The 23204-nt window shown below is 59.7% G+C and carries 26 protein-coding genes, 2 tRNA genes and 1 riboswitch; of the genes, 10 read left to right on the forward strand and 18 right to left on the reverse strand.

Going from position 1 to position 23204, the window contains the following annotated elements; genetic code table 11:
- Positions 1-37: 37 nt before the first annotated feature.
- On the reverse strand, positions 38-784 hold the full coding sequence (locus GJ699_RS30525; RefSeq protein ID WP_229262373.1) for a PEP-CTERM sorting domain-containing protein: 747 nt from the start codon (positions 782-784) through the stop codon (positions 38-40).
- A 305-nt stretch (positions 785-1089) separates the two neighbouring features.
- Here GJ699_RS30525 and GJ699_RS30530 point away from each other — a divergent pair, with 305 nt between their 5' ends.
- A complete protein-coding gene (locus GJ699_RS30530; protein ID WP_154383197.1) occupies positions 1090-2742 on the forward strand; it encodes a PKD domain-containing protein in 1653 nt (550 codons plus the stop codon).
- A gap of 526 nt (positions 2743-3268) precedes the next feature.
- On the opposite strand, the gene GJ699_RS30535 is transcribed toward GJ699_RS30530, so the two are convergent.
- The 17 genes from GJ699_RS30535 to GJ699_RS30615 all read right to left on the reverse strand — a co-directional run bounded on the left by GJ699_RS30535 (position 3269) and on the right by GJ699_RS30615 (position 14772).
- Positions 3269-3517 (reverse strand): DUF2188 domain-containing protein, encoded by a 249-nt coding sequence (locus GJ699_RS30535; protein ID WP_154383198.1) that lies wholly within the window; start codon positions 3515-3517, stop codon positions 3269-3271.
- A gap of 122 nt (positions 3518-3639) precedes the next feature.
- A complete protein-coding gene (locus tag GJ699_RS30540; RefSeq protein WP_154383199.1) occupies positions 3640-4578 on the reverse strand; it encodes a CE1 family esterase in 939 nt (312 codons plus the stop codon).
- On the reverse strand, positions 4575-5045 hold the full coding sequence (locus tag GJ699_RS30545) for a hypothetical protein (protein ID WP_154383200.1): 471 nt from the start codon (positions 5043-5045) through the stop codon (positions 4575-4577). The genes GJ699_RS30540 and GJ699_RS30545 overlap by 4 nt, the downstream gene beginning before the upstream one ends.
- Positions 5046-5204: 159 nt before the next feature.
- Entirely contained in the window at positions 5205-5717 is a 513-nt protein-coding gene (locus GJ699_RS30550; protein ID WP_154383201.1) for a hypothetical protein, read from the reverse strand.
- Positions 5718-5789: 72 nt separating this feature from the next.
- A complete protein-coding gene (locus GJ699_RS30555) occupies positions 5790-6485 on the reverse strand; it encodes a hypothetical protein (RefSeq protein WP_229262374.1) in 696 nt (231 codons plus the stop codon).
- Positions 6486-6736: 251 nt separating this feature from the next.
- On the reverse strand, positions 6737-7630 hold the full coding sequence (locus GJ699_RS30560) for a GIY-YIG nuclease family protein (protein WP_154383202.1): 894 nt from the start codon (positions 7628-7630) through the stop codon (positions 6737-6739).
- 438 nt (positions 7631-8068) lie between these two features.
- Positions 8069-8326, reverse strand: coding sequence for a hypothetical protein (locus tag GJ699_RS30565; RefSeq protein ID WP_154383203.1), 258 nt, complete (start codon positions 8324-8326; stop codon positions 8069-8071).
- Between the two features lie 63 nt (positions 8327-8389).
- Positions 8390-8465: transfer RNA gene (locus tag GJ699_RS30570), tRNA-Lys, on the reverse strand.
- Between the two features lie 30 nt (positions 8466-8495).
- Positions 8496-8571 (reverse strand) — tRNA-Lys (locus tag GJ699_RS30575).
- A 57-nt stretch (positions 8572-8628) separates the two neighbouring features.
- Positions 8629-9384: a tol-pal system protein YbgF gene (gene ybgF / locus GJ699_RS30580; RefSeq protein ID WP_154383204.1), complete on the reverse strand. Its 756-nt coding sequence runs from the start codon at positions 9382-9384 to the stop codon at positions 8629-8631.
- A 110-nt stretch (positions 9385-9494) separates the two neighbouring features.
- Positions 9495-10025 carry a peptidoglycan-associated lipoprotein Pal gene (gene pal / locus GJ699_RS30585; RefSeq protein WP_154383205.1) on the reverse strand — a complete coding sequence of 177 codons (531 nt, stop codon included), beginning with the start codon at positions 10023-10025 and terminating at the stop codon, positions 9495-9497.
- Between the two features lie 27 nt (positions 10026-10052).
- Positions 10053-11321, reverse strand: a complete 1269-nt coding sequence (gene tolB / locus GJ699_RS30590; protein WP_154383206.1) for a Tol-Pal system beta propeller repeat protein TolB — start codon at positions 11319-11321, stop codon at positions 10053-10055.
- A gap of 1 nt (position 11322) precedes the next feature.
- Positions 11323-12243 (reverse strand): cell envelope integrity protein TolA, encoded by a 921-nt coding sequence (gene tolA, locus GJ699_RS30595; RefSeq protein WP_154383207.1) that lies wholly within the window; start codon positions 12241-12243, stop codon positions 11323-11325.
- 9 nt (positions 12244-12252) lie between these two features.
- Positions 12253-12690, reverse strand: coding sequence for an ExbD/TolR family protein (locus GJ699_RS30600; RefSeq protein ID WP_154383208.1), 438 nt, complete (start codon positions 12688-12690; stop codon positions 12253-12255).
- A gap of 5 nt (positions 12691-12695) precedes the next feature.
- Positions 12696-13388, reverse strand: coding sequence for a protein TolQ (gene tolQ, locus GJ699_RS30605; protein WP_154383209.1), 693 nt, complete (start codon positions 13386-13388; stop codon positions 12696-12698).
- Between the two features lie 6 nt (positions 13389-13394).
- Entirely contained in the window at positions 13395-13817 is a 423-nt protein-coding gene (gene ybgC, locus GJ699_RS30610) for a tol-pal system-associated acyl-CoA thioesterase (protein ID WP_154383234.1), read from the reverse strand.
- Between the two features lie 208 nt (positions 13818-14025).
- Positions 14026-14772, reverse strand: coding sequence for an SDR family NAD(P)-dependent oxidoreductase (locus tag GJ699_RS30615; RefSeq protein WP_154383210.1), 747 nt, complete (start codon positions 14770-14772; stop codon positions 14026-14028).
- Positions 14773-14904: 132 nt separating this feature from the next.
- Positions 14905-15041, forward strand: a riboswitch (ZMP/ZTP riboswitch).
- A 94-nt stretch (positions 15042-15135) separates the two neighbouring features.
- On the opposite strand from GJ699_RS30615, the gene glyA reads away from it, so the two are divergent.
- The 9 genes from glyA to ribD all read left to right on the forward strand — a co-directional run bounded on the left by glyA (position 15136) and on the right by ribD (position 23204).
- The gene (gene glyA, locus GJ699_RS30620; RefSeq protein ID WP_154383211.1) at positions 15136-16383 is read left to right on the forward strand and encodes a serine hydroxymethyltransferase; all 1248 of its coding nucleotides are present in this window, start codon (positions 15136-15138) and stop codon (positions 16381-16383) included.
- Positions 16384-16436: 53 nt separating this feature from the next.
- Complete coding sequence (nrdR, locus tag GJ699_RS30625; RefSeq protein WP_154383212.1) at positions 16437-16910, forward strand: transcriptional regulator NrdR; 474 nt, start codon at positions 16437-16439, stop codon at positions 16908-16910.
- Between the two features lie 93 nt (positions 16911-17003).
- A complete protein-coding gene (gene pilV, locus GJ699_RS30630; protein WP_154383213.1) occupies positions 17004-17540 on the forward strand; it encodes a type IV pilus modification protein PilV in 537 nt (178 codons plus the stop codon).
- Positions 17537-18418, forward strand: a complete 882-nt coding sequence (locus GJ699_RS30635) for a PilW family protein (protein ID WP_154383214.1) — start codon at positions 17537-17539, stop codon at positions 18416-18418. Before pilV ends, GJ699_RS30635 begins: the two co-directional genes overlap by 4 nt.
- A gap of 3 nt (positions 18419-18421) precedes the next feature.
- A complete protein-coding gene (locus GJ699_RS30640; protein ID WP_229262375.1) occupies positions 18422-19078 on the forward strand; it encodes a pilus assembly PilX family protein in 657 nt (218 codons plus the stop codon).
- Positions 19075-21054: a pilus assembly protein gene (locus tag GJ699_RS30645; RefSeq protein ID WP_154383215.1), complete on the forward strand. Its 1980-nt coding sequence runs from the start codon at positions 19075-19077 to the stop codon at positions 21052-21054. The genes GJ699_RS30640 and GJ699_RS30645 overlap by 4 nt, the downstream gene beginning before the upstream one ends.
- Positions 21051-21497, forward strand: coding sequence for a type IV pilin protein (locus tag GJ699_RS30650; protein ID WP_154383216.1), 447 nt, complete (start codon positions 21051-21053; stop codon positions 21495-21497). The genes GJ699_RS30645 and GJ699_RS30650 overlap by 4 nt, the downstream gene beginning before the upstream one ends.
- Positions 21494-22066 (forward strand): GspH/FimT family pseudopilin, encoded by a 573-nt coding sequence (locus GJ699_RS30655; RefSeq protein ID WP_154383217.1) that lies wholly within the window; start codon positions 21494-21496, stop codon positions 22064-22066. Before GJ699_RS30650 ends, GJ699_RS30655 begins: the two co-directional genes overlap by 4 nt.
- Positions 22067-22109: 43 nt before the next feature.
- Positions 22110-23204, forward strand: coding sequence for a bifunctional diaminohydroxyphosphoribosylaminopyrimidine deaminase/5-amino-6-(5-phosphoribosylamino)uracil reductase RibD (gene ribD, locus GJ699_RS30660; RefSeq protein ID WP_154383218.1), 1095 nt, complete (start codon positions 22110-22112; stop codon positions 23202-23204).

Here is a 23204-nt window from a genome sequence, read left to right on the forward strand (position 1 = left end):
GCCCGCAGGCTGGCGTTTTTGTTTCCGTCGTGGCGGTTCAGGCTTTGCGGCGTTTGGCGGCGAAGCCGATGGCGCTCAGGCCAATCAACAGCATGGCATAGGTTTCTGGTTCCGGTACGGCGCCAACGGCCAGCAGTTCGTTGGCGGTCAGGCGGTAGTAGTCGCCGTTGTTCGGGTCCAGGTTAGGGAAGGTGTTGTTGGCGATGATATTGCCGCTGGCGTTGATGGCAATCATGTTGATCCCGTAGCCATCGTCGGCCAGCAGGGTGGCGCCGGCGTCCAGGGTTGGGTGGGAAAAATTGGAGTTATTGAAATAGGTCAGCGTCCCCAGGTTGACACCGGTGAAAATCGCGCTGGGGGCGGTCTGCACCAGCAGGCCGCTGACGTAGCCGTTGCTGCCGACGTTGACCAGTGGCGCGTAACCGCTGTTGGTGATGCCGCCAGTAATGCTCCAAGGGTCACTGAAGGCATAGGTGTTGATCACCAGACCGCCGCCGTTATCCACGTACTGCTTAAGGATGTCGCCCAGGCCGCTGGGATTGGCTGGTGGATAGTTGGTGAACGCCAGTACCGCGCTATATCCCGAGAGGTCGCCTATCATCGGCGTACTGGACGCGGTGTTGTAGTAGTTCACGCTGCTAAACAGACCGGTGCCCATCAGGCCCGAGGTGATGGTGTTATCGCCGTCCGCTCCTAGCACCAGCACGGATGGGCCACTGGCAAACGCCGTGGCACACAGCATGGTAGATACGAACCCCAGCAGAATCTGACGCAAGTTTCTCATTTTTGTCCCCTTTTATTCAGTGGTTTTTTGGGATTGGTTCAGATGAAAGATTAATAAATGAGTTATTAAAATTGCATCTATTATGATGATAGTGATGAAACTAGTTTTAGTAAAGTCACAGCTGAGCGCTGTGGCTTTAAAACAAAAAGTCACGTCAGGGCTTGGTTTTTGGGCGAACTATGCTTATCAGGCAGGCATTGCCTGATGCACATCGCAAATTGTTAACGTTTCCATTTACAAATTACAAAATAAGCAATAACATCGCCCCACCGTTATCCTTGGGGCATGTTATGAGAGAAAAATTTGTGAGCGCTCGGAAAGTAGCGCCGGGTTGGATGTTGGGCGCCATGCTGGCGCTGGCCGGTTGTGGCGGCGGCGGTGGCGGTAGCGCCACGCCTGCCCCGGCCCCCAACGCGGCACCCAAGGCTGTGCTGGCGCTGGCGGCCGACGCCGGCACACCGTCGATCGGCTACGAAGTGTCGCTCAACGGTGCTGGCAGTTCTGACCCCGAATCCGGCGCCCTGAGCTATAGCTGGACGCTGCAATCCAAACCGGTCGACAGCGCGGTCGCGTTGGCGTCGTCGAATGCGTCCACGGCCCGCTTCACCCCGGATCGCGGCGGCAACTACGTGGTGCGGCTGCGCGTGACCGACCCGGCCGGCGCGTATGCGGAGCAGGATCTGACGGTGGCCGTTACCAACCACGCGCCGGTGGCCGTGGTCGACAAGAGCGCGCTGACGGTGCTAAGCGGCGGCTCCACCACCCTGTCCGGCGCGCTGAGCTACGACGAAGATGGCGACGCGCTGACCTACAACTGGACGCTGGACAGCAAACCGGCCGGCTCGACGGCTGCGTTGTTACAGCCCGCCTCATCCGATATCAGCTTCACGCCGGATCTGCCGGGCAACTACACCTTGTTGCTGAAAGTCGGCGATGGCAAGCGCCCGGTCAGCGCCCGCGTCGACGTCAAAGTGCTGGCGCAGCTGAGCGGCACGGTGTCGCTGCCGTTCACGCCGCTGGTGGCACGCTACAGCAAATCGCTGGACAAAGTAGTGATGGTGTCGTCCGGACCGGACGCGCTGCGAATTGCTGATCCGTTCAGCGGCGTCATCAAATCGGTGGTGCTGCCGAGCGCCTACAAGGCGATGAGCGTCAGCCCCAACGGCAAGTTGGCCGCCGTGCTGCATGAAGGCGCGTTGACGCTGGTGGATCTGGACACCGCCAGCATCGTGCGCACCGCCGCCACCAATGGCTCGCAGACCGAAGTGATGCTGACCGACAGCGGTCTGGCCTACCTCAGCGGCCAGACCGGTGGCCAGTGGTATTCGCCCTCCGTGTCCGCGCTCAACGCCCGCACCGGCGAAGCCATCGTGGCCGGCGACAGCATCGGCTTCGGTTACTTCTACGGCACCGTGCACGGCATCTATTCGCCGCTGAGCCAAAAAGGCTTTGCCGTATCGACCGGTCTGTCGCCGGTGGACATCAACTACTTCACGACCGACGTCACCACCGGTGCCGTGGTCAAGTATGGCGACTCGCCGTACCACGGCGACTACCCGATCGGCTACGCGCTGTTCCTGTCGTCGAAAGAGGATCTGGTGTTCACCTCGGCTGGCAACTACTTCCGCACCGATACGCTGACCTATGCCGGCCAGCTGAATCTGACTGGCACCATGGTGTCGCTCAGCCAGTCGAAGGATGGGCTGGAGACGCTGGCGATTGCGGCAGCCAATGGCAGCTATCCGGATTATGCGTCGACCTATCCGGCGGCGTACAAGCGCTACACCGGCACGCTGATGCTGTACGCCAGCGACCTGAGCTTCCCATCGATTGACGGCCAGACCAGCTACGGCCGCGAAATCTTCCACAGCGCCGGCGGCAGCCACGTCGCGCTGGTGCAGACGGGCAGCGCGGTGCAGAATGGCAGCGGCTTGAAGTTCTACCTGATCTATCGCTGATCGTTCAACTACTAACGTCGAGTCACGCATCTTGCGGGGCTCGACATTTGTATATGACTACTGCGCCAGCTCTAGCCATTCACCGGAAATAGTTTGGAAATCGCTGTAACTCAACTTCGCCGAGTTAAATTTACCGTTTGCGCAAATGGTTGATAGCGAAGCGGAGAACTCCTCATCCAGGGCAATGAGTGCGTCTGCAGAAGAGAGGCGAGGTAGCTGTCCGCGCGAAGAATTCAGCCATTCTCTTAGCTTCTCGATTACCTCTGGGATGGAATTGTTGTGGGCCGCGATGTCTTGGCCGGCTCCAGTTCAGTACGCGATATGTCGTGAATGCCCAGCCTGCAGTTGGAGATAAGTTGTTTGATTTTTTCTAGTCTGACTTGCCCTGAGTCCCGGTCCTCCAGGGCAGATCTTGGTGTGAAGCCGCATGCTGCCACACTAAATACGATAGACCAAAGTAATGGACGATAGGCATCATCAAAGGGACAGTTCACAAAGACAGCAGTTTCAAAAGATGGATGGGGCATCATTTTTTCTGCAACATCGCAGCATAGACCGCTTCTCGGATAACGCTGATGGGGCGGCTGGTTTTCAGTTTCGCAGGGCGCAGGACTTGGCCTGCCGAGTTCTGGATGATCACCTTATCTGAGCGCCCTTGTGATCTGGCCGCCAGGACAGCTTGCATTTTCGATGCGTATAGTTGCGAGCCGTTTGCGCTGGAAACTTCCCATTGACCGCCGATTTTAGGTCTTACATGAATGACTTTCTTACTCATTATTTCCTCCGCGTGCAGAACGTCAGACACTCCAGTGTAGGCCGTGATCGTCGTTGTCTTGTGTGAGAAATCAAGGCATCACCAAAAATGCAGCGAGTGAAGTGGTGCTATTGGACTCTCCATTAATGTGCACGCTTCCGCCGGAAAAAATTCCAGGCAGCCTCGGCGACCTCCAGGTCGGCATTTTGCAAACCGGTGAGCCAGTTGATGAAGCGCGGATAGCGCTTCAGGCGACTCGGCTCCGCATGGCCGGCGCCATCGATGCGGTACAGGCTGACTTGTAGTCCGTCTGCGGCCTGGCCCCAGGTGTAGCGGGTGACGCTGGTTTTGCCCCGCACATCGCTTGCCGCGAGCTTTACCACTTCCGGTGAGTCTGGCAGACCGGCCAGTTCGCGCCAGACGTGTACGCTATCTTCAATGCTGCGCACCGGTTCTGCGAACCACAGCGCGTACCAAGGCTTGCCGCCGTGATAGCGAATCAGCGGATCGGCTGTGCAGCCAAAGATCAGCGCCGACAATGGCGTCTTTGGCATCTCGCTGCGGCCGGGGGGAGGCATCCCGGCCAGCACCACCGAGAATGCCGCCAGCTTCTGTGGAATCGCCGTGGCCACCGCGTACGCCATCCAGCCGCCGCGTGAGACACCCATCAGATAAACGCGGGCTGGGTCGACATCGTAAGTGGCGATCGCATGGTCTATCAGTGCGTTGATGAAGTCCACATCGTTCTTCTGGCGCTGGCGCGCATCGGATGCGAAGCAATCGCTCCAACCGCCTTGCCCGGCATCCGGTGCGATCACCACCAACTGCTCGCGCGCCGCAATCTCCAGCCACAAAGACAACGGGGAGGGTGGAAACGCCAGGCCCAACACTTGCTCTGCTGACGCACCGGCACCATGCAATACCACGACCAATGCTCGTCCGCCCGATGTTGGGGCGGGCGGCGCCGCCAGCAAATAGCGGCGACGTCCTTCGGGCCGGTTGAGTGTCATGGGTAACGGGGTGAGGCTGGGACCGGCGCTATTAGTGGCTCCCTGAAAAAATGCTTGGATACTCGCTTTCACACTGTCTCCGGTAGCGGGCGGCTCGAAATCTTAAACCTCCGATAAAATCTGAACGGCCGATGTACGCCGATGGGATCTGATATGACTGGCAGCATAAACCGCTTTTGGGGAAACAGTGTAAGCGTATAAGCCCCGCTGCCAAAGAAGCAGAAGCGAATACTATCGGATTGTGTTAAATCCAGGTCTGAGAAAACACCTGAGGCGTACATGTGGTACATGTGCGCCTCATCGACGACTTCCAGATTGGCGTCCAGCAGGTAGATATTGAGCCCTTCTTCGAACGGGACATCATCCGTCAAGAACAGCAGCACATGCTCGTGCCATTTCAACGCAGCTTCGAAGATCGCGCCCCCGACGAATTTTCCTGTCGCTAGGCCAGCAACCACGATCTCGCTGACCGGGGCGGTGTCCGATGTCGGCGGAGTGATGGTTTGAGTTCCGTATTCGGGCGCCTGAACTAATTTCATGAGGGCGGGACAGCATCATTTAGCCGTGACGTGATAGAGCCGCCAAAGTCACTGCGGTCATGCCTATCGACCAGCTAATGCCGAAGATCAGCGCAAGCAAGTCATGAAACCTGTCGCTGACAAGTAATCGATGTAGGGCTTTTCTCATGGGAGACCTCCCTATTTGATGCCCGGCTTGAGTTTCGCAGTCAGCAAACGTGGTGTGGAGCGCGGGATTGAACCGGCTCGGGAGCTTGAGCGTATCCTGGGTTTGCCCGAAACGTCACTCGCTTCTTCCCGCAGCGGTTTGTCTTCAAGACGAAAGTGCCTGAAAAACTTGAGGTCTCGACTTACGCCGCTTGGGTCGGACAAAAACGGTAGCGCAAACTCTTGTTCGCTTAGGAGTACCATGCACCACAAGATGCCCCCGAAAAAGCGAAACGTGAGCGTGTCTGGGGAATGTAATGCTAGTTCTGCAAAAGTGCCGGTGGAATACATCGCGCCGAGCACGGCTGCATCGATCTGCGCCATGTTGACGTCAAACATATAAATTCTTAGTGATTCTTCGAATGGAATGTCATTTGTGAAGAATGCGATGCGATAGCCTCGCCACTCTACGGCCGCTTCCAGTATCGCTCCAGTCACGATGAGGCCGGTTGCTGCTCCGTTCAGTAGCAGTTCTGAAGATGCCAATTCGGTATCCGTGTACGGGGACGAGAGCCGTGCCGCGAACTCTGAAGTCGAAAGTAATCTCACGAGTTTGCCCTACCAAATAAAGCCCGAGCCAAAAGCGGCTAGCACGCCTCCAGCAAAGGCACCTATTGTCACACATACCGGCGCGCAAGGGCCGCACGCCAAACCGGCAAGCGCGCCGGCCGCTATGCTGCCACCGATTCCTGCAGCGTTGGTAACGAGTTCTCGCTTTACCGCAGCAGACTTGTCGCGAGCGGTAAGAACGTTGTACGTGGATAGCGCCAGCGACAGCACAATCACACCACGTCCCGCATAGGATAGTCGTCGCACATTGCGCGTGACGCTCGGATCGGATCTGCCAGCGGAGGCCACAACTTCGGCGAACACACTATTTTGCTTTGACAGGCTGAACTTGGTGAAGTCAGCATTTTTCCCGTACAACTTCTGAGCTTTTTCGGCGATCAAGGCGTTAAGGCTGCGGCCTTCGGCTTTCCTGCGCTGCGCCCAAGCGCGCCCCGCCGGCGTGGTGCGCGAGCGGATGAGTTGCATAATGACGTTACGGGTAGTTTGGGCCTGCTCTGCTGCTTGCGCCCAAGATAGCTTGCCGTTGGCGACTTCGCTGCGAAGGCGATCTGACATGGCCTTGATCTCGCGCGCGTAAATACGGCGCGCGGTCGAGTCGATTTGCAGATGTACGCCCGCACTGGCGGCAGTTGCTTCCAGCGATTTGATCGCATTCTCGAATATTTCCTCTTCTTGCATTTTCATGTGGCCTCCTTAGGGACCTGCCAAGCGTACTGCGGAGCAGACTGGAGGTAGTTGAAGTGGCGCAAGTTTGAGGCGGTGATAAACGCGAGAATTTGAAGATAATAAAAAGCCACCCGAGGTGTTTTTTATGGTCTTGGTCGGCCGTGCGGGATTCGAACCTGTGACCAACGGATTAAAAGTCTTCGAAGCAGCCGACATTGGCTCACTGCGTCGCAAGGAGCCCCTTGGTCGCCTCAAACATACTTATGTCTTCAATCGGTCCTGCGTTGGGCTGCTAATATATCTGGTATCACTGATTTTAAAGGTTTTATATTCACATGTCTTATATGTGAAATTTCAGATTTTGCTTTTCTTACAGTGATAGGCTTTGGAGGTAATTCGTAACCTGTCATAATTTTAAGAGCAGCCTCTTTCGTGAAATATCGAAGAGTTTGTTTCTGAAGAACCACTTTAGTTGGGCTCAACGACCTCGCTAGTAATAATGTGTACGCTTCTTTTTTTTCGGTTACATTCAAACAGTTGATTTGATCAACTTTTAAAAAGGCTTTAGCGATATGCTCCCAAATTCTTATTTCTGGTTCTGGGTTTTCGTCGCGAGAGAAAGAGTCATAGCAACTTTCTTCGCATTCCGGAAACACCTCTCGAAGAATGGCATTGATCGTAGATATTCTTTCTTTTTGAAGTTTGCTTAGTGTGCTAGTTCCAATAGGAAGTTCGCTGAGCTCGTCAAGAGGGATTGTTAGGATTTCGCCATACTTTTCTTGGTACTGATCACTTGGAGGTAACTCCGGCTCTTCGACTGTGATCAAATCCACTGTAATGATCGGGCGCTCATGTTGGCGATCAATATTTATTTCTGAGCAAACGTCGAAAACTACTTGTCGAGCTGCAGTAGCAGAAATTCTAAAAAATTCTCTGGAGTCATTTACGCGATAGGCTGCAAGACGGCGATGGACTTGGCGTTCTGCAACGCGACAGTCTGCAACACTACACGCAAACAGCACGTCGAATGGTTCCGGTACCCCGGTAGCTCCGCTGTATATCTGCTTTGCTCGAGCACTTGCTTTTTTATTTGTCATCCCAATCTTTAAGACATTTTGCTGAAAAGATCGGTTTTTTAAAATGTATAGTTGGCTGGCTTCCATATTGTTTCCGGTGAGATTTGGGAGGAAATATACTCTCTAATATGTATTTTCTTGAAGATGAGCAATGTTAATCGTGAATCAAAACACTTTTGGCTAGGCCTCAAGGCAATATAGATAACTGTGTTTATGTACAGTGTAATCCAGGGTTGATTTACTGGCTAGCAAAGGTTGATTTTTGTGCCACTAGTAAGGAGGGGGACTCTCGTTTGGTTGCTGCAGTGAGGTGGCGCGGAGAGCTAGAAATGGATCAGAAACAAAAAAAGCCCACGAACCGAAATTCGTGGGCTTTTCTGAGATATCTTGGGAGGCCGTGCGGGGCCGAACATGCAGCCAACGGACTAGAAGACCGCTGGTCTATGATGCGCTAGTATTTTTTGACTGCAACCCGTCAGCTCGGTCATACAGATGAGCCAATTTGCCGCCGCGTGTTCTGGGCGGCTAGCGCGCCTTTTTCTTTTGTGTCTGGCGTTGTTGTTGCTTGCGCTGAGTTTCGTTTTTGTTTTGCTTGGCCTCGTAGAGTGCGACGGCGTCCAGTTTGGCTTGGGCGAAGGTGCGCAGTTCTTCTTTGTCGTCGTGGACGACAAAGTAATCGTTGGCCTGGGCGTCGACCACCAGCTTGATCGCGGCCTGGTCGTCGAGGTTGTACAGTTCGGTGAGGAGCGTGGTTACTTCGTCAAGGAATTCTTCGTAAGTCATGGCGCACTTTCTATTCGGGAAAACAAAAAAGCCAACCCACAGGTTGGCTTTTCTGATGAATCTTGGTAGGCCGTGCGGGATTCGAACCTGCGACCAACGGATTAAAAGTCCGCTGCTCTACCAGCTGAGCTAACGACCCTTAGGTATAAAACCTAGGCAACTTTCGGAATGGTAGGCCGTGCGGGATTCGAACCTGCGACCAACGGATTAAAAGTCCGCTGCTCTACCAGCTGAGCTAACGACCCCCGAAAGAAGCGAGATTATAGGGGGAAGCTGCTCAGCTGTCAAATACCCTGCGGTAATTATTTGCCGTTCAGGCGATCCTTGGCGGTGGCTGCGGCCGGCGAGTCCGGATACTGCTTGATCAGGTCTTGCAGCGTTTTCTTGGCGGCCTTGTCTTTCAGCTCGGTCTGGCAGCTGGCGATGTTCAGCATGGCGTCCGGCGCTTTCGGGCTGTCGGCGTAGTTCTTCAGCACCACCAGCTGGGCGGCGATCGCGGCCTTGCAGTCGCGCTGCGCGTAGTAGGAATTGCCCAGCCAGTACTGCGCGTTGGCGGCGTAGCTGGAGCCCGGATAGCGCTGGACGAATTCCTGCAGCGCGGTGCTGGCGGCTTTGTAGTCGCCGGTCTTGAACTGTTGCATCGCCGCGTCGTAGCCGCGCTGCTCGCCCGGATCGACCTGGGTCGACTTGCCGTCGATGGTGACTTCGCGCGGTTCCAGCTTGCGCAGACGGGCGTCGAGGTCGACGTAGAAGTCTTTCTGGCGCTTCTGGGCCTGCGCCAGGTCGTTGGCCAGCACTTCGATCTGGCCGCGCAGCTGGTTCAGTTGCTGCAGCGTGGCGTCGTTCTGGTTCAGCAGGTCCAGCGTGCTGGACTTGTCGGATTTGGTGTCGATGCGGGCTTGCAGGTCGGTGCGCATGGCTTCGACTTTGGCGCGCAGGTCGAGCAGGGCTTTGCGGGCTTCGTCGTCGTCGAACAGGCCGGCATGGGCTTGCAGCGGCAGCCAGATCGTCGCGGCCAGCAGGGCGGCGCTCAGGCCGGATTTGGAGAATTTCTTCATGTCGGACACTTTCACACAAATCTAAAAGGAAAACGGGGCAGGGCGCGGATTCGAATCCGCGCGCCGCCCCGTATTATGCCTGTGACCCGGCAAAAAGGTAGTGCTTTTGATTACTTGTAGACGATGTCAGCACGACGGTTTTGTGCCCATGCTTCTTCGTTCGAGCCGGTGGCTTTTGGTTTTTCCTTGCCCAGCGAAACGGCTTCGATCTGCGAATCCGACACGCCCAGCGTGGTCATGGCTTTGCGCACGGCTTCGGCGCGTTTCTGGCCCAGTGCCAGGTTGTACTCGGCGCCACCGCGTTCGTCGGTGTTACCTTGGATCAGGATCGAACGGTTTTTGGTCTTGACCAGGTAGGCCGAGTGGTTTTCCACCACTGGCTTGCCGTCGGCGCGCACGGCGTAGCTGTCGAAGTCGAAGTAGATGCTGCGGTTGGCCAGCACGCCTTTTGGATCGTCCAGCGGATCCAGCGATTTGGTTTCAACCGGGGCCACGGTGCGGGTGTCGGCTTGTGGTTGTACGGCTTTTTCAACCGGACGCTCCACCACTGGTGCTGGCTCCGATACTTTGACCGGGGTCGAGCAGGCGGACAGGATGGCGGCGGTGGTGACGGCAAAGGCTAAGCTGCTGAGTTTACGCATATTCATTCTCCTAGTAGTGAATCGTATTTACTGCATGAACGGACCCCAGGTGGGCTCCTTGATATTGCCCGCCTGAGCGGTCAGACGTTGCTTGACACGTCCGTCCACCGACACCACGGCCAGCGATTTGCGGCCGCCCACACGGGTGGCATACATGATGTATTTGCCGTTGGGGGCAAAACTTGGCGATTCGTCGTCGGTGGCGTCGGACAGGCGCAGTTCCTGGCTGGTGGTCAGGTCCAGCACGAACAGCTGGTAGTTGCCGTCACGGCGCGAGATGTAGGCCAGCGTCTTGCCGTCCGGCGAGATGCGCGGGCTGGTGTTGAAGCTGCCGGCGAAGGTGACGCGTTTGGCTTCGCCGCCATCCGGATTCATGCGGTAGATTTGCGGGCCGCCGCTGCGGTCGCTGGTGAAGTAGACGCTTTGGCCATCGGCCGACCATTGCGGTTCGGTGTCGATGCCGGCGCTGTTGGAGATGCGGCGCAGTCCGCTGCCGTCGACGTTGACGGTGTAGATCTGGGTGTGGCCGTCTTTCGACAGTGATACCGCCAGCTTGTTGCCGCTCGGTGCCCAGGCCGGCGCCGAGTTGTTGCCTTTTTCGTTGGCCACCACGGTGCGGGCGCGGGTGATCAGGTTTTGCACGTAGACCACCGGTTTTTTCTGTTCAAACGACACATAGGCCACCTTGGTGCCGTCCGGCGCCCACGATGGCGAGATGATTGGTTCGTTCGAGCGCAGCGCCAGTTGTTCGTTTTCGCCGTCGGCGTCGGCCACCATCAGCTGGTAGCTTTTGTTGCCTTCCTGCTTGACGTAGGAGATGCGGGTCGAGAACGCGCCGCGGATGCCGGTCAGCTTGAAGTAGACGTCGTCGGCGATCAGGTGGGCCGACAGGCGGGTGAACTGGGCGGTGACGGCCTTGTCCAGGTTGGAGACCTTGGCTTGCTTGAAGGTGTCCAGCAGCTTGTAGCGCACGTCGTAGCGGCCATCGGCCAGCGCGTCAACGGTGCCGACCACCAGCGCGTCGGCGCCCTTGGCTTTCCAGCCGCTGTAGTCGATGTTGTTGACGTCGTCGATGACGCCGGCGTCGATGATTTTGAAGGCGCCGCTGCGCTCCAGATCGGCCTTGATGATTTCGGAAATCTTCTGTGGCGACACGCCTTCATTGGCGAAGCCGGCAATGGCGACCGGGATCTGGTTGCTGCCAACGCCGGAAATCTCGATCCGCATCTGGGCGTGCGCGCTACCCATGGTGGCGGCGATCACCAGACCGGTGTACAGCATATTCAGTTTTTTCATATCAGTGCATTTCCTTCAGCTTGAAGTCGAGGGTAAGTTCGCGCTCTACCGTACCATCTTTTTTCTTGGGGAGTGGTGACGATTTGGCAATCGCGTTTTCAATCGCATTATCGTAGGCAGTCGAGCCGCTGCCCTTCACCTTGCGCACGCCGATGATTTCACCGGTCGGCAGCTGGGTGATCACGTAGCTGGCGGTCAGGCTGTCATCTTCGGAGCTGTACACCAGGTTGCTCTTGATCTTGGCCTTGATCGCTGCCGCGTAGCCGCCGTCCACCCGGCCGCCGGTCGACTGCGCGGCGGTGCCGGTGCTGCCCTTGGCGGCGCTGCCGGTGATGCGGCTCATTTCGGCGGCGAAGGCTTTTTCGCGCGCGACCTTCTCGGCTTTCTCTTTCGCTAGTTTCTCAGCTGCGGCTTTCTTTTGCGCCTTCTGTTCGGCCAGGTCTTTTTCGCGTTGTTCCTGCGCGGCGTCGTCCTTGGCCTTCTGCTCAGCCTTTTTCTTGGCTTCCAGCTTGGCCAGGCGGTCGTCTTCCTCTTTCTGCAGACGAGCTTGCTCCAGCTTTTCCTGTTTCAGCTTCTCGGCTTCTTCCTGCTTTTTCTTCTTGATGCGCTGCAGGGCGATTTCAGGATCTTCCTTCGGCACCGGCGGCGCTTCCACCGGCGGTGGTGGTGGCGCTTTCTCTACCGGCTGCGGTTGCGGCTCCGGCTCGGGTTCCGGCTGTGGCGGTGGCGTCGGCGCGGCTTCCTGCACCTTCATGTCCCAGATTTCGGCCTGGACTTCGACCGGGTCATTGTTTTGCCAGCTGACGCCGATCCACAGGAACAGCAACAACACGGCGTGCATCGCCACCGCCAGCGTGATCGAACGCCAGCTGTCATGTTGTCGCGGAACCTTGTAGGGGCCGCCTGCGGTTGCGGGTTTCATCGTTTGCATTTACTTGGTGGACAGGCCCACGCGGGTGATGCCCAGTTTCTTGGCTTCCGAGATCAGCTGGATCACGTCGTCGTACTTGCTATCCTTGTCGCCGGCGATCAGCACCGGATAGTCGGGATGGTCGTTGTGGATGGTGCGCAGCTTGCGCACCAGCGCGTCGCGGTTGGGCGCGGTTTCCGGCGCGTCTTCATCCTTGCCTTTGACGCCGATCGACAGCGCGCCGTTCGGCTTCAGCACGATCTGCACATAGTCGCTTGGCGGCTTGGTGGATTTTTCCGCGCGCGGCAGGTCGACCACGCTTGGATCGTTGGCCGACGGCATCACCATGAAAATAATCAGCAGCACCAGCATCACGTCGATGTATGGCACCACATTGATTTCGGACTTCAGCTTGCGGGTGCGGCCACCACGCATGCCGCTGGAAAAAGAGGAGCCCATAATGTTTAACGCGATTGACGTTGCAGAATGTTGGAGAACTCTTCGACAAAGCTCTCAAAACGGATCGCCAGGCGGTCCACGTCGTACGAGAAGCGGTTGTAGGCGACAAACGCCGGAATCGCCGCGAACAGGCCGATGGCGGTGGCGATCAGTGCTTCGGCAATGCCGGGCGCGACGGCGGCCAGCGTGGCTTGCTGCACATTGGCCAGGCCGCGGAAGGCGTTCATGATGCCCCAGACCGTACCCAGCAGACCGATGTACGGCGACACCGAACCGACCGAGGCCAGGAAGGCCAGGTGCGATTCCAGCGCATCCATTTCACGCTGGAAGGCGGCGCGCATGGCGCGGCGGGCGCTGTCCAGCACGGCGCCGAGGTCGAGCTGTTCGCGGCTGGCGGCGTAGGCCGCTTTCGATTTGATGAACTCACCCATGCCGGCTTCGAAGATGCGGGCCAGCGGGCCGCTGCTGGCGCGGTCCTTGCCGGCGTTCTGGTACAGCGCGTGCAGGTTGCCGCCGGCCCAGAAGGTCTTCTCGAACTCGATCGTCAGGCGGCGTGCCGATTTGATCGCAAACAGCTTGCCGAAGATATAGGTCCAGCTGGTCAGCGAAATGACGAACAGCAGCGCCATGATCAACTGCACGATCAGGTGCGCATTGGTGATGAGGGACAGGAAGGAAAGGTCTTGGGTGACGTTCATTGTTTATCAGTCGGTTTGGGTGGTGATACTGGTGGTGCGCATTTTGTCGGCCACGATGGCCGGAACGGCGCGCGGCCGCAGGGTGGAGTCGACGCAGCCCACTTTGACACGCGCCGTGTTCAGCAACTGTTCGCCGCGCCACGCTTCCTGCTGGAAAACGATGGATGCGCGGCCCAGCTTTTCGATCTTAACCGTTAATTTTAGTTCATCATCCAGCTTCGCGGGCGCATGATAGTCGGCGGCCACGCTTTTGACGACGAACAGGGTGTCATGTTGTTCCAGCAGGGTTTGCTGGTTGACGCCGAGCGCGCGCAGCCACTCGGTGCGGGCGCGCTCAAAGAATTTGAGATAGTTTGCGTAATAGACGATACCGCCGGCGTCGGTGTCTTCGTAATAGACCCGTACGTTCCAGATGAAATCTGCTGGCATGTTGTTTTGACTGCTAATGTGATTGAGCAACATTCTACGCGATATTGTTGTTTTGGTTGAATATTATCAACTGTGGCGCGCAACGGGCCCGAACGACAGTAAAGCGGTTTCCTTGCTGGCCGCCAAGCATTGTAACAATGCTTTACGAAATTGTTTCCGGGCTGTGAAGAAACTAAGCCTCGCTTAATTCAAGCGAGGCTGGCCCATGTTATTGCTCGCGCTTGATGTTGAGCGCGCCGTAGCCCTGGCAGGTTGGCATCATGTCGATCCGGTTGATGTTGACATGCGGAGGGAGGGTGGCGATCCAGTATGCGGTGTTGGCGATGTCTTCAGCGGTCAGCGGGGTGGTGCCTTCGTAGACCTTGGCGGCGGCCGCATCATCCTTCAGGCGCACGTTGGAGAACTCGGTGCCGCCGCACAGGCCAGGGGCCAGGTTGGTGCAGCGCACGCCGGTGCCGGCCAGGTCGGCGCGCAGGTTCTGGGTGAACTGGTTGACGAAGGCTTTGGTGGCGCCGTACACATTGCCGCCCGGGTAAGGGGTGGAACCGGCGATCGAGCCGATGTTGATCACGGTGCCGCTGTTGCGCTCGACCATGCCGGGCAGGATGGCGCGGGTCATGGCCACCAGGCCGCTGACGTTGGTGGCGATCATGGTGTCCCAGTCTTCCAGCGACGAGGTGTGGGCCGGCGTGACGCCCAGCGCCAGGCCGGCGTTATTGATCAGCACATCGATCTTGCGCCACTCGGCCGGCAGGCCGTCCAGCGCGGCCTGGATCGAGGCGCGGTCGGTCACGTCCAGCACAATCGGCCGCACCGATGCGCCCAGCTCGGCCGACAGCGCCTGCAGGCGGTCTTCGCGCCGGCCGCTGATCAGGACTTGATGGCCGTTGCTGGCGAAAATGCGGGCCATGGCGGCGCCGAAGCCGGCGCTGGCGCCGGTGATGAAGACGATCATGATCTGTCCTTTGAAGTGAGTGGAAAAGTTGGACAAAATTGTAGCCGCAAACGGCGCGCGAGGTTGTCTTGCCTTAACTGCAACTCATTTTCTTGCTCAAATCTGGCGCATCAAATACAATTTGGGTTCCATTACGTCTCACGTAACTGGCGAAAAGCTGGAGTGATTATTAAAAATGCACCATAATGGTGCATTTTGGTCGATCAGCGAAAGGTGGGCATCCACCGGGAAACGTGAGATTTCAACAGCCGTTCGCCTGGGCAGCCCTCGATGGAAAGCACGAAGAGGCTGCCGGTCCGCTATGGCTTCTCTCTTTCGATCCAACTGCCAGAAACAAGTTACTCATTCGATTGGAGTTTTTTCATGTTCGCAAAAGATCATACCCTCGCCAGCGTTGACCCGGAGCTGTTCGGCGCCATTCAAAACGAAAACACCCGTCAGCACGATCACATTGAGTTGATCGCATCGGAAAATTACACCTCGCCAGCCGTGATGGAAGCGCAAGGTTCGCAACTGACCAACAAGTACGCCGAAGGCTATCCGGGCAAACGCTACTACGGTGGCTGCGAGTACGTCGACGTCGTCGAGCAACTGGCGATCGATCGCGTGAAAAAACTGTTCGGCGCCGAAGCCGCCAACGTGCAGCCTAACTCGGGCTCGCAAGCCAACCAGGGCGTGTTCTTCGCCGTGCTGAAACCAGGCGACACCATCATGGGCATGTCGCTGGCCGAAGGCGGCCACCTGACCCACGGCATGCCACTGAATATGTCGGGCAAATGGTTCAACGTGGTGTCCTACGGCCTGACCGCTGAGGAAGATATCGACTACGTCGCCATGGAAGCGCTGGCCAAGGAACACAAGCCTAAGCTGATCATCGCTGGCGCCTCGGCGTTCTCGAAAAAGATCGACTTCGAGCGTTTCGCTGCCGTCGCCAAAGCGGTTGGCGCTTACTTCATGGTCGACATGGCGCACTACGCTGGTCTGATCGCCGCCGGCCTGTATCCTAACCCGGTGCCGCACGCTGACTTCGTCACCTCGACCACCCACAAATCGCTGCGCGGCCCACGTGGCGGCATCATCCTGATGAAGGCTGAGCACGAGAAAGCCATCAACTCGGCGATCTTCCCTGGCATCCAGGGCGGCCCGCTGATGCACGTGATCGCTGGTAAAGCCGTGGCCTTCCTGGAAGCGCTGCAGCCTGCGTTCAAAGAGTACCAGCAGCAAGTGGTGAAGAACGCCGACGTGCTGGCCAAGACCCTGATCAAGCGCGGCCTGCGCATTGTGTCGGGCGGCACCGAGTCGCACGTGATGCTGGTGGACCTGCGTCCGAAGAACCTGACCGGCAAGGAAGCGGAAGCGATTCTGGGTTCGGCCCACATGACCTGCAACAAGAACGGCATTCCTAACGACCCACAGAAGCCATTCGTGACATCGGGTATCCGTCTGGGCTCGCCTGCGTTCACCACCCGTGGCTTCAAGGAAGCGGAAGCGGAACAAGTCGGCAACCTGATCGCTGACGTGCTGGACAACCCGCACGACACGGCCACCATCGAGCGCGTGAAAGCGGCGGTGAAGGTTCTGGCTGACAAGTTCCCTGTCTACGCCAAGTAAGTAACACCCGTCGTCCCGGCGGTCGCCGGGACGACGTTAACTAAAGCGCTTCTATGAAATGTCCGTTTTGCCAGCACGAAGATACCCAAGTCCTCGATACCCGCGTATCGGAGGAGGGGGATGCTATTCGCCGGCGCCGGCGCTGCGGAAAATGTGATAAACGATTTACCACGTATGAGCGCATCGAGCTGGTGATGCCGTATGTGGTCAAGAAGAATGGCAGCCGTACCGAGTATGCCTCGGCCAAGCTGCGCGGCAGCCTGGAGCTGGCGCTGCGCAAGCGTCCGGTGGCGGCGCCCGCTGTCGATGCGGCCATCGCGTCGATCGAGGAAAAGCTGCTGACCAGCGGTCAGCGCGAAGTCGAAACCGGCTACATCGGCGAGCTGGTGATGCAGGAATTGAAGCGCCTCGACAACGTGGCCTACATCCGCTTCGCCTCCGTCTACAAGAACTTCGAGGATCTGGCCGAGTTCCAGAATGCGATTGCCGAAGTCGGCCAGGAGCGCAAGGCTCCGCGCAAAAGCTAGCGCGCTGCTGGCGCACTTTTGATACACCTCATACTCTCTGCTATAGCCGCTGCTAACTTCTAACGCAGTCTCCCCGACTTGCGGAGGTGTGCCATGCGCGCACGCGGCTTTACTTTGCTGGAAATTCTGATTGCGGTGGTGGTGCTCGCCTTGGGCATCATCGGCGGCGTGGCGTTGCAACTGGCAGCGCTGCGCACGCGGCATCAGGCTGCGCTGCTGTCGCAAGCCACTCAAACTGCTACCGCGCTGGCGGAACGCATGCGCGCCAATCCGAAACAGGCCGGCATTTATCTCACTTTGAATTACGACGCGTTGGCCGAGCCTGCGCCTGCCGCACCGGCAACGCTGTGTGCTGGCGCCATCTGCGGTGCCGATCAATTGGCATTGTCCGATCTGTACGACGCCAAGCTGCAGGTGCAGCGCCATCTGCCGGCGGGCCGCGTGCTGGTGTGCCGTGATGCCGACTTGTGGAGCGGCGGCAAGTTGCGTTGGTCGTGTTCGGGCGGCGCGGTGGCGCCGCTGGTGGTCAAGGTGGGATGGCGTGGCAAGCGTCCGGATGGCACGCCGCAGACGGATGAGGATGGCCAGTATCTTCCCGGGGTGGCGTTGGCGGTGGGAGCGATGCCATGAAAGCGGGCTGGAGTATCGTCGAATGCATGATAGCGATCTCGCTGGGCATGCTGGTTACCTTGCTGGCGGCCGGCTTGCTGCAGGCATCCTCCGGCAACTATCGCAATCACAACGACCAGCAATGGGTCAGCGACGGCGGCCGCGCCGCGCTGGGCTTGATGGCGCAGGCGATACGGCAGGGCGCTTACCTGAACTGGGATAGCGAGTTGGCGCCGGCCGAGCTCGATCCGGACACGACGTCTTCCATTGATGGGCGGGATGCCGCCAGCATCAGCCAGAGCAGCGATGGCATCAGCAAGCCGCTATCGCCAGTCGCGCATGGCAGCGATGTGCTGGCGCTGCGCTTTGTCGGCGCGGACGATGGCGCCACTGTCAATTGCGGCGGCTTCAAGGTGGCGAGCGGCACGCGTGGCTGGAGCATCTTCTATGTGGCGGCCGATGCCAACGGCGAGCCCGAGCTGCGCTGCAAGTATCGCGGCGCCGCTGGCTGGGGCGCGGATGCGTTGGTGCGCGGCGTCGATTCGTTCCAGGTGCTGTACGGCGTCGATACCGATACGCCGATGGATGGTGTGCCCAACACCTATCTCAACGCCAGCGCAGTGCGCGCGCTGGACGACCCCGGCGATCCCGATTTCAACCGCAAGACGTTCTGGAAGCGCGTGCGTAGCGTGAAGCTGGCGCTGCTGCTGCACGGCACCACCAACTCGCGCGCGGATACGGTGGACACGCAGTTCGATCTGTTTGGCGCGGCGTATGCGGATGCGCATCCGGAAGATGTTGGCGTGCGGGTGCAGGAGGGCAGTTTGCCGCCGGCGGAGCGGCTGCGCGCGCGGCGGCTGTTCAGCCTGACGGTGGCGGTGCGGAATCGGGATGGATAAATCATGCGCGCGCAGCGGGGGATTGCATTGCTGGTCAGCCTGTTGCTGCTGATTCTGGTGATGCTGTTGGGGATATCGGCGGCGCAGCTGTGTCTGCAAGGCGAAAAGGCCGCGCGCGCCGAGCGCGACCGCGATGTGGCGATGCTGACAGCGGAGGAAGCCGTGGCGGATGCGGAGCGGGACATATTGGATAGCAGCGACCCGACACGCCGCGCGGCCTTTGAGGCGGATGGCGCGGGCAGCGGTGCAGGTGGCAGCGGCGGGGGCGGAGGTGGCGATGATGGTGGCGGCGCAAGCGCAGGCGCGGCGTTCGCCGACAAGTGCGGCGCGGGTGGTGTCGGGCTGCGCGCGCGGGCTGCGGCTGGCGCGCTGCCGGTGTGGCAGACGGTCGACCTGTCCGGCGTGGAGGATGGAGGCGCCTGCACGGCGGTACATGGCGCGTACACCACCGCGACCATGTCCACCGGCGAGGGCTTCCTGCCATTCAAGAAACCACGCTATCTGATCGAACGCATGGAATGCCACCAACCCGGTGACGATGCATCGCCCAGCGCGGCGCCGCATTACTGCTATCGCGTCACCGCCATCGGTTTCGGTGCGCAGCCGGAAACCGAGACCGTGCTGCAAACCGTGTTCAGCAAGCCGGAGGACAAACCATGAAAATCATCTACACCCTGGCGGCATGGCTGCTGTGCTGCTGCGTCGCGCGGGCCGCGCCGCCAGCACTGGAGATCGACAGCCTGCCAGTGGTCGCGGCCTGTAAAGCGGGCACGGCCAGCGGCCCCTCGCTGCTGCGCTCCGCCGCCAGTGGTGGCAAGGGCGATCTGTACCAAACCAGCTTGACCACGGCCGACTGGGGCGGCCACTTCTCGCACTACATACTGCCAGCCGGCGCGGCGGCCAGTGGCGCCACCGGCAAGCTGGCCTGGGACGCGGGCGCTATTCTGACCGGCAGCGCCACGCAATCGCCCACACCTACGCCAGCGCTACGCAACATCTACACGGCCATCGTGCAGCCGGATGGCGCGCTGCAGATGGTGCCGTTCACATGGCCCGCGCTGTCTCTGGCGCAGCAGGCTATGCTGGATCTGGACGATCATGCCGGCGAGCAGCGCCTGGCCTATCTGCGCGGTGATCGCGGGCAGGAAGGCAAGCTGTTCCGCGTCCGCAGCAGCGTATTGGGCGACGCCGTGCACAGCACGCCGGTGTACGTCGGCCCCATCGTGCATCGCGCCGCCGTTTATCTGGGCGCCAACGACGGCATGCTGCATGCGTTTGACGCGCTGGACGGCACCGAGTTGTTCGCCTACGTGCCGGATGCGCTGATCGCGCAACTGCCGCAGCTAAGCAACCCAGCCTATCAGCACCACGCCTACGTCGACGGCCCGGCCAGCACGGCTGCGATCCGTTTGCAAGGCCAGGACAAGACCATTCTGCTCAGCGGCATGGGCGGCGGCGCGCGCGGTGTGTTTGCGCTGGATGTGACCGATCCCACCGCGTTTGCCGACGGTCTGGGCGTGCTGTGGGAATTCACCGGGCAGCACGATGCGCTGATGGGCAACGTCACCACCATTCCGCAGGTGGTCAGGGTGCGGGTGCACAAGAATGTGTACCGCTACTTCGCGGTGGTGGCCGGCGGCGTCAATCCGGAGGATGGCAAGGGCGCGCTGTTCCTGCTGGCGCTGGACAAGCCGCGCGAGCAGGGCTGGCAGCTTAATCTCAATTATTACCGCATCCTCACCCCAGTGGCCGATGCCACGCTGGCCAATGCGCTGAGCGCGCCGGTGCTGGTCAATGACGCCGAGGGCGCGCTGCGGTACGCCTATGCCGGCGACTTGCAAGGCAATCTGTGGCGGTTTGATTTCAGCGATGACGCGCCGTGGCAGAAGGCGATCGGCCAGCCGCTGTTTGTCGCCCGCGACGACCAAGGGCAGCGCCAGCCGATTGCGCAACAGCCTTTGCTGGCCTACGCGCAGCAGCGCGGCTACGTGGTGATGTTTGGCACCGGTCGCCTGATCGAAAAGGCCGATCGCAGTGCCGCTACCGCCATCACGCAGTCCTACTACGGCATCATCGACAGCCTGCAAACGCCGCAGGAAGTCATCACCGGCCGCACGCAGTTGACGCCGCGTTATCTGGACGGCAGCGGCAATTTGCTCAGCATCAGCGGCATACGGATGGAAGCTGGCAGCAAAGGCTGGTATGTGGATTTCATCCAGGTCGGCGAGCGCAGCGTGCAGGCCGGCATGCTGGCCGATGGCGCCGTGTTGTTCAACACAGTCTTGCCCGGCGAGACCATGTGCAACGCGACGCGCAGCCGCAGTTACGTGCTGAACGCGCTGACCGGCATGCCGGACGATGGCTCGTTCACCGCGAAATTGCCGGGCAACGAGGCGATCGTCGGGCTGCTGTTGCCGGATTACGCGCCGCAACCGTTGTTGATGCCGTTAGCCGCCACCTATGGCGAACGGGATGCGCAGGGACGCATCGCGCAGCAGAAGACGTATGCGCTGGTGCAGCAGGGCGCGTCGGGGCAGGTGCTGGCGACCGGCGGCATGCAATCGCTGCGCCGCTCGGGACGCTTGAGCTGGCGCGAGGTGGCCAACTGGCGTGAACTGCATGAGGCGGCCAAATGAAGCGCAGTGGATTCAGTCTGATCGAGTTGCTAGTGGTGCTGCTGATTCTGGCTGTGCTGGCGGCGCAGGCAATGCCGGCTTACCAGCAGCATGTGATCCGCACCCGGCGCAACGAGGCGCAGGCGGCGTTGCTGAAGTTGATGATGCAGCAGGAGCGGTTTTATTCTCAGCACAACACCTACATCGCCTTTTCGTCCGCCAGCAGCGAGCCGGAGGCCAAGCACTTTCAGTGGTGGAGCGCAGGCAGCCCCAAGTCCAGCGCGTATGAGCTGGAGGGCAAGGCTTGCGAGGGCGAGCCGCTGGCACAGTGCGTGCGGATTGTCGCCACGCCGGGCACCGCGCAGGTGGACAGCGGTTTTCACGACGATGCTTGCGATGTGCTGACCTTGACCAGCACCGGCCTGCGCCTTGCCAGCGGTCCCGCAGCAGGGTGCTGGCCATGAGGCGCCGCGACACAAGCGGCCGATGCCAGTCGGGCCGCAGCGGTGGCCACACGCTGATCGAGCTGCTGATCGTGCTGGTGCTGGCTGGCGTCCTGCTGGGCATTGCGGCGCCATCGTTTCAGCAGTCGCTGCAGCGCATGCGATTGCAGGCGGCGGTCAACGATCTGGTGGCGGCGATCGACCTGACCCGCGCACAAGCAATCGCCCGTGGCGGCAAGGTGACGATGGTGCCAACTGGCGAACTGTGGCATTCCGGCTGGCTGGTCTTCATCGACAGCAACGCCAACCGTCATCTGGACAGCGACGAAACACTGCTCTACCAGCACGCTCCACTACACGAGAGCATCAACATTGCCGACAAATTCACCTCGGGCGGAACGCCGACCTACATCGCCTACAACGCCGCTGGCCGCACCTGCTCGGCCACCAGCAGCCTGACGGCGCGTTGGGGCACGCTGTCGATCAAGCAGGGACAGCAAAGCCGCAACGTCAAAATCAATATGCTGGGCCGAGTGCGCGTCTGCGACCCGGCCGCCGGCAATGCCGACTGCAGCGGCGTCGCAGACTAGGCCGTATAATGACACGATCTGTATCGTATCCCCTGCAAGGACAATGGAAATCCGCACCGATCTCGAAGGCATGACGCTGGCGCTCGAATGGGCCGCCAAAGGCTTGTACACCACCGCCCCGAACCCGCACATCGGCTGTGTGATTGTGCGCGATGGCCAGGTGATCGGCGCTGGCGTCACCCAGAAAGCCGGCAGCGACCATGCCGAGATCCAGGCGCTGAAAGACGCGCAAGCGCGCGGCCACGACGTGTGCGGCGCCACCGCCTACGTCACGCTGGAACCGTGCAACCACCATGGCCGCACGCCGCCGTGCTCGGAAGCGCTGGTGCGCGCCGGTCTGGGCCGCGTAGTGGCCGCGATGGAAGATCCGAACCCGCTAGTGGCCGGGCAGGGCATGGCCAAACTGGCCGCCAATGGCATCGACACCAGCGTCGGCCTGCTGGCCGAGCAAGCCTACGAACTGAATATCGGCTTCTTCTCGCGCATGACGCGTGGCCTGCCGTGGGTACGCATGAAAACCGCCGCCAGCCTGGATGGCATGACCGCCCTGCACAACGGCGTCAGCCAATGGATCACCGGCCCCGAGGCGCGTGCCGACGGTCACCACTGGCGCGCCCGTGCCTGCGCCATCCTGACCGGCATCGGCACCGTCAAAGCCGACGATCCTCAGCTGAACGTGCGCGCGGTCGAGACGCCGCGCCAGCCGCGCCGCATCGTGGTCGACAGCAAGCTTGAAATTGACCTGTCCGCCAAGATATTGGAAGGTGGCGGCACCTGGATCGCGGCCGCCGAGCGTCATCCCGAGAAAGAGGCCGCGCTGCAAGCGGCTGGCCACGAAGTCATCCTGCTGCCCAACGCCTCCGGCAAAGTCGATCTGCCCGAGCTGATGCGCGAACTGGGCCGGCGCCAGATCAACGAACTGCACGTTGAGGCCGGCGGCAAGCTGAATGGCTCGCTGATCCGCGAAGGCTGCGTCGACGAATTGCTGGTCTACCTGGCGCCCGCGCTGATCGGTGACGCACAAGGCATGTTCGCGCTGCCGACGTTGACGGATCTGTCGCGCAAGCAGCAATTGAAATTCCACGAGGTGAAGCAGATCGGTGACGATTTGCGTATCCTCGCCCGATTTACTCATTAG

The sequence above is a fragment of the Duganella guangzhouensis genome (assembly GCF_009674535.1).
In the GTDB taxonomy this organism is placed as follows: Bacteria; Pseudomonadota; Gammaproteobacteria; order Burkholderiales; family Burkholderiaceae_D; genus Rugamonas; species Rugamonas guangzhouensis.